This is a genomic window from Klebsiella sp. 141251 (assembly GCF_050600725.1).
Taxonomy (GTDB): domain Bacteria; phylum Pseudomonadota; class Gammaproteobacteria; order Enterobacterales; family Enterobacteriaceae; genus Klebsiella; species Klebsiella aerogenes.
Genome location: NZ_JAQIRG010000012.1, coordinates 101,434 through 107,832, shown reverse-complemented (window position 1 = coordinate 107,832; position 6,399 = coordinate 101,434). Strand labels below are relative to the sequence as shown.

Below are 6,399 nucleotides of genomic sequence, written 5' to 3'. Positions count from 1 at the left end.
TGTCTGATAAATTGTTAAAGAGCAGTTGCAACGCGGCTTTCAGCTCACCGTTGCGAGGTCCCGTATATTACGTTTTCCTCATTCAGAGTCAAGCGTTTATTTTCACTTTTCTCTGTCGGTTTTCAGCGTCGTATTTTACTGCTGAAACCCTGCTGACCCGGCGGCTTGCTTGCCGTTGTTCCGTGTCAGTGGAGGCGCATTATAGGGAGTTCTGAGACGTTGACAAGCCCTGTTTTCAAAAAACTTTTCAACCGTCTCTTTTTTCGCCAAAGCGGATGTTGAAATCGTAAAAAATGGCCCTTTTGCTGTTTTAACCACCGAAATAAGCCGTCAGGTGGCATACTGATGAAGTAGAAAAGAGAAAGGAACGGCATTCATGTCTATAAGCGCACAGCAGCTGGCGGCACAAAAAAACATCTCCTGGGTCATCGCGGAGAAGATCGCCCAAAAAATCCTCACTGGCGAATATCCGCCAGAGAGCATCCTTCCCGGTGAAATGGAGCTGGGCGAACAGTTTGGCGTCAGCCGGACGGCAGTACGAGAAGCGGTAAAAACGCTGGCGGCTAAAGGCATGCTGCTTCCGCGTCCGCGTATCGGTACTCGCGTTCTGGCGCGCAGCAGCTGGAACTTTCTGGATAAAGAACTACTCGCCTGGTGGCTGACGGAAGATAATTTCGAAGAAGTGGTTAGCCATTTCCTGGTGATGCGTAGCAGCCTGGAGCCTCAGGCCTGTTTTCTGGCGGCGATTGCCGGTACCTCCGAGCAGAAAGCGCAGCTCAATACGTTAATGGAAGAAATGATCGAGCTGAAAAGACATTTTATCCGCGAACGCTGGATTGAAGTCGATATGGCCTGGCATGAACATATTTATGCGATGAGCGGCAACCCGTTTCTCACCTCTTTCGCGTCGTTATTCCATTCGGTCTATCAGACCTATTTCACCTCGATTACGCAAAATGAAGTCGTTAAACTGGACCTGCACCAGGCTATTGTTGACGCCATTCAGGAAAGCGATGGTCCGCGCGCGCAGCTTGCCTGCCAGACATTGTTGAATACCCCAAACCACACAGGTAAATAAAGAAGGAAAAGGCATGACCGGGAAGAAAGGGCGGAGTATGGCCGGACTGCCGTGGATTGCGGCCATGGCTTTCTTTATGCAGGCGCTGGACGCCACTATTCTTAATACCGCGCTTCCCGCTATTGCGCATAGCCTTGGTCACTCCCCGCTGGCGATGCAATCCGCCATTATCAGCTACACCCTGACGGTAGCGATGCTGATCCCGGTGAGCGGTTGGTTGGCCGACCGCTTCGGCACCCGCAAAGTCTTTATCATTGCCGTCAGCCTGTTTACCTTAGGTTCCCTTGCCTGCGCGCTTTCCACTTCGCTACCCGAACTGGTTGTCTTCCGCGTCATCCAGGGGATCGGCGGCGCAATGATGATGCCGGTTGCGCGTCTGGCGCTGTTACGCGCCTATCCGCGTAGCGAACTGCTGCCGGTACTCAACTTCGTTACCATGCCTGGCCTGGTCGGCCCCATTCTCGGTCCTGTACTCGGCGGCGTGTTAGTCACCTGGGCCAGCTGGCACTGGATTTTCTTGATTAACATCCCGATTGGTATCATCGGCATTCTCTACGCCCGCAAATATATGCCGGACTTCACCACGCCCCGCCGTCGTTTCGATACCAGCGGCTTTGTTCTTTTTGGGTTAAGTCTGGTGCTGTTCTCCAGCGGTATTGAACTCTTTGGCGAGAAAATCGTTGCCAGCTGGATGGCGCTGTCCGTCATCGCCCTGAGCGTCGTGCTCATGCTGGCCTATATTCGCCATGCTCGTCGCCATCCCACGCCGCTGATTTCACTCTCCTTATTTAAGACCCATACCTTCTCTGTCGGGATCGCCGGCAACCTGGCCACACGGTTAGGAACCGGCTGCGTACCGTTCCTGATGCCTCTGATGCTACAGGTCGGTTTCGGCTACCCGGCCATTATCGCCGGCTGCATGATTGCGCCGACGGCCATTGGCTCGATTATCGCCAAGTCGACCGTCACACAGATACTACGCTGGTTTGGTTATCGCAAAACGTTGGTGGGGGTCACTATCTTTATTGGTTTGATGATCGCGCAGTTTGCGTTGCAGTCGCCAGGAATGCCGCTGTGGCTGCTACTACTGCCGCTATTTGTGCTGGGGATGGCGATGTCCACGCAGTTCACCTCGATGAACACCATTACGCTTGCTGATTTAACCGATGACAATGCCAGTAGCGGCAACAGCCTACTCGCGGTAACCCAGCAGCTGTCCATTAGCCTTGGCGTGGCCATCAGCGCGGCAGTCCTGCGTTTTTATGAAGGATTTGATAACGCCAGCACCATCGAACAATTCCACTATACCTTTATCACGATGGGTGCGATCACCGTGGTATCAGCGCTGATGTTTATGCTGCTCAGAGCTAAAGATGGCCGCAACCTGATAACGGAGCGGCACAAGCACTAAGCTGAACCGCGAACCACCAGTTCGGGGGTAAGCTGCACGCGCTGCTGTTTTTGCCCGGGATCCGCCATGCGGTGAATCAGCACATCGATAGCCAGCTCTCCCAGTTCATCTTTGGGTTGATGAATAGTGGTGAGCGGCGGGGTCATATAGCGCGCCAGTTCAATATCGTCATACCCCACCAGCGCCATATCCTGCGGAATACGCAACCCGGCCTGATACAGCGCCTGATACGCGCCGACCGCCATCGCATCATTACCGACAAATACCGCCTGCGGCCGTGGCGTTAACGCCAGCAGTTGCTGCATCGCGGTAAAACCGCCGCCAAATTCAAAATCGCTGGTAATGACATAACCTTCGGCGACATCCAGCCCGGCGCGCGCCATCGCCGCATGGTAGCCTTCCAGGCGCAGTCGCGACGGCGTCTTATCCAGCGGCCCGGCAATGCAGGCAATACGGGTATGACCGCGATCGATCAGATACTGGGTCGCCATATCGCCACCGAGCAACGAATTATCCTGAATGAGATCGCTGTCGCCGTCGAACGGCGCCCAGTCCATCATCACCGTCGGCACCGACGGATAACGCTGCATGATCTCCTGGGAAGGTTGATGCGTTTCGGTGCACAGCAGCAGCAGACCATCGACGCGTTTTTGCATCAGCGTTTCCAGATTGCGATTCATCCGCTGCTCATCGCCTTCGGTATTACATAAAACCAGGCTGTAGCCGCGCTCGAAACAGCTGCGTTCCACGCCGCGCACCAGCTCCGAATAAAACGGGTTAGTACTGGCGGTGATCAACATGCCGATGGTTCGCGTCTGATTTAACTTGAGGCTACGCGCCAGCGCCGAAGGTGCGTAGTTAAGACTTTTGATCGCCGCATCAACTTTGGCGGTAATCGCCTCGCTGACAAAGCGGTCTTTATTAATGACGTGAGAAACGGTCGAGGTGGAAACGCCCGCGACGCGGGCCACATCCTTCATGGTAGCCAAGCATTACCCCTGTTGACGCAAGAATTCGTCGATCTCTTTGCGCCACGGCACAGACGGTTGCGCTCCCTTACGGGTGACAGCAATCGCGGCGGCGGCATGGGCAAAACGGATGGCGTCTGCCACTTCACGGCCTTCCAGCAGCGCGGTGACAAATGCGCCATTAAAAGTGTCGCCAGCGGCGATCGTATCGATGGCCTGAACTTTAAATCCGGGGACCCGGCGGCTTTCGCCCTCGCAGCTTAACCACACGCCGCGGCTGCCGAGAGTAATCATCACCGTACCAATCCCTTTCGCATGAAGCGCACCGGCGGCTTTCGCGGCATCGTCGTCGCTTTCAACGCGAATACCGGTCAGCTTTTCCGCTTCGGTTTCATTCGGCGTAATGACATCCACCAGCGCCAATAGTTCATCTGAAAGTTCGCGCGCCGGGGCAGGGTTAAGCACCACGGTAGTCTGATGCTGATGAGCGATTTTCGCAGCGGCCATCACGCTCTCCAGCGGCGACTCCAGCTGCATTAACAATGCCTGCGCGCTGGCAATTCGTTCTTTTTCCGCCTCAACCTGAGAAACAGAAAGCGCAGCATTTGCGCCGGCATGAATACCGATGACATTCTCGCCTTCCGCGTTAACGAAGATCAACGCCACGCCGGTTGATTCGCCAGCAACGGCACGCACCGGCGCCACGTCGATGTTATCGCTCGCCAGCTGGCGGCGAACGCGTTCGCCGATATCGTCATCGCCAGTACAAGCAATGAAGGCAATATCCGCGCCGCTACGCCCGGCAGCGACAGCCTGATTGGCGCCTTTACCGCCGAAAGCCACTTGATAGTGGTTTCCGGTAACGGTTTCACCTGGAGTAGGGAAGGATTCAAGGTTAAGAATGTGATCGGCATTGATGCTGCCAAGGACGACAAGTTTACCTGCGGTTTTCATCATCTTTGTTCCCGGGAAAGCGCGCCACCGGACTCCGGTGGCGCATGCCCTGCTTTTCTTTTTTATGTTGTCCCTCGGACCGTTGGCGGCCCGAATCGCATTTTACTGCTTAATGACCAGTTTCAGCTCAACCGGATAGCTGGCATCCACTTTTTCGCCCTTCAGCACTTTATCAGCGGTTTCGACGCCTTTAACGCCGATCTGCTCCGGCAACTGGGCGATGGTCGCTGCCAGTTTGCCACTATTTACTGCTTTTTCGCCATCCGGAGTGCCGTCAAATCCAACCACCATCACATCAGATTTTCCAGCAGTCTGCAGCGCACGCAGCGCGCCCAGCGCCATTTCGTCGTTCTGCGCAAACACCGCCTGCACGTCCGGATGCGCCGTCAGCAGGTTCTGCATCACGTTCAGACCTTTGGTACGGTCGAAGTCAGCGGGTTGGCTGGCCAGTACGTTGAACTTATGCGCCGCCACGGCCTGTTTGAAACCTTCGCCGCGCTCGCGCGCCGCAGAGGTACCGGCAATGCCTTGCAGCTCAATGACTTTCGCATTTTCCCCGACTTTCTTCGCGATATAGTCGCCGGCCATTTTACCGCCCAGCACGTTATCGGAAGCAATATGACTCACCACATCGCCTTTTGAAGCCTGGCGGTCCAGGGTAATAACCGGGATTTTAGCCAGGTTCGCCATCTTCACCGCATTGCCGACAGCATCGGAGTCGGTTGGGTTAATCAGCAGCAGTTTGGCGCCGCGAACCGTTAAGTCCTGTACGTTCGCCAGCTCTTTCGCCGGGTTATTCTGGGAATCCAGCACCACCAGGTTGTAGCCCAGCTTATCGGCTTCTTTCTGCGCGCCGTCTTTCAGAGAAACGAAGAAGGGGTTATTCAGGGTAGAGATAACCAGTGCGATGGTATCTTTCGCCATCGCGTTTGCGCTAACGGTCGCGCTTAGAGCAACAGCAGAGACCAGGGTCGCCAGTTTTTTCATATTCATAGTTAAGATGTCCTGTAGAGTTCTCAGTTACTGCTTTTTGTTATCTACCAGTACCGCCAGCAAAATCACCACCGCTTTGACGATCATCTGGTAATAGGAAGAAACGCCTAAAAGGTTCAGACCATTGTTCAGGAAGCCAAGAATCAACGCGCCAATCAGCGTGCCGACGATACGACCTTTACCACCTGCCAGGCTGGTGCCGCCAAGTACGACCGCTGCGATCGCGTCTAATTCATAGCCCGTCCCCGCCGTCGGCTGCGCAGAGGAAAGACGCGCCACTTCGATGATCCCGGCCAGTGAAGCCAACATTCCGCACAGCGCATAGACGATGATTTTCACTCTATTCACGCTGATGCCGGAAAGCCGCGTCGCCGCTTCGTTACCGCCCAGGGCATAAATATAACGGCCCAGGCGAGTATGGTGCAGCATGTACCAGGCCGCCAGGAAGACAATCGCCATAATCCATACCGGCGTCGGGATCCCCAGCGGGCGTCCGATACCGAACCAGCCAAACAGATCGGCGTTATCGCTAAAGCCGGTGTTGATCGGGCTACCGTTGGTATAAACCATCGTCACGCCGCGCAGCAGCAGCATCATCACCAGGGTGGCGATAAACGCCTGCACGCGACCTTTCGCGACAATTACCCCGGTCACCGCGCCAATAGCCGCACCGAGCGCCAGCGCGGCGGCAACGGCCACCAGCGCATTCACTTCGATACCGACGATAGACGCCGCGACGGCGCCGGTCAATGCCAGCAGAGAACCGACGGACAGGTCGATCCCCGATGTCAGAATGACCAGCGTCATCCCGACCGCCATGATGGCGTTAACGGAAGTCTGCTGCAGAATGTTGAACAGGTTATTAACGGTAAAAAAGTTAGGGCTCATGGTCGAAACGATCGCGATCAGCACCAGCAGGGCGATCAGCGATTTTTGCTCCATCAGCCACGCTTTAGTGAAATATCGGCGACCAGTAACAGCCTGGGTAGTCATCT

General features: G+C 55.3%; 6 protein-coding genes. 2 read left to right on the top strand and 4 right to left on the bottom strand.

From position 1 onward, the window contains the following. The first annotated feature begins 376 nt into the window (after positions 1-376). Together PGR09_RS22445 and mdtD are read left to right on the top strand one after the other, a co-directional pair. Positions 377-1,078, top strand: a complete 702-nt coding sequence (locus PGR09_RS22445) for a FadR/GntR family transcriptional regulator (protein WP_045396024.1) — start codon at positions 377-379, stop codon at positions 1,076-1,078. Between the two features lie 13 nt (positions 1,079-1,091). Continuing rightward, entirely contained in the window at positions 1,092-2,489 is a 1,398-nt protein-coding gene (gene mdtD, locus PGR09_RS22440) for a multidrug transporter subunit MdtD (RefSeq protein WP_045396023.1), read from the top strand. On the opposite strand, the gene rbsR is transcribed toward mdtD, so the two are convergent. From rbsR to rbsC, 4 genes are all read right to left on the bottom strand, one after another. Then, on the bottom strand, positions 2,486-3,478 hold the full coding sequence (rbsR, locus tag PGR09_RS22435) for a ribose operon transcriptional repressor RbsR (protein WP_072251486.1): 993 nt from the start codon (positions 3,476-3,478) through the stop codon (positions 2,486-2,488). The two genes, mdtD and rbsR, sit on opposite strands and share 4 nt — an antisense overlap. A gap of 3 nt (positions 3,479-3,481) precedes the next feature. Continuing rightward, positions 3,482-4,414: a ribokinase gene (gene rbsK / locus PGR09_RS22430; RefSeq protein ID WP_315712000.1), complete on the bottom strand. Its 933-nt coding sequence runs from the start codon at positions 4,412-4,414 to the stop codon at positions 3,482-3,484. A 99-nt stretch (positions 4,415-4,513) separates the two neighbouring features. Next, positions 4,514-5,404 (bottom strand): ribose ABC transporter substrate-binding protein RbsB, encoded by an 891-nt coding sequence (gene rbsB / locus PGR09_RS22425; protein WP_430916526.1) that lies wholly within the window; start codon positions 5,402-5,404, stop codon positions 4,514-4,516. Between the two features lie 27 nt (positions 5,405-5,431). Then, positions 5,432-6,397, bottom strand: a complete 966-nt coding sequence (gene rbsC / locus PGR09_RS22420) for a ribose ABC transporter permease (protein WP_015368991.1) — start codon at positions 6,395-6,397, stop codon at positions 5,432-5,434. Positions 6,398-6,399: the final 2 nt, after the last annotated feature.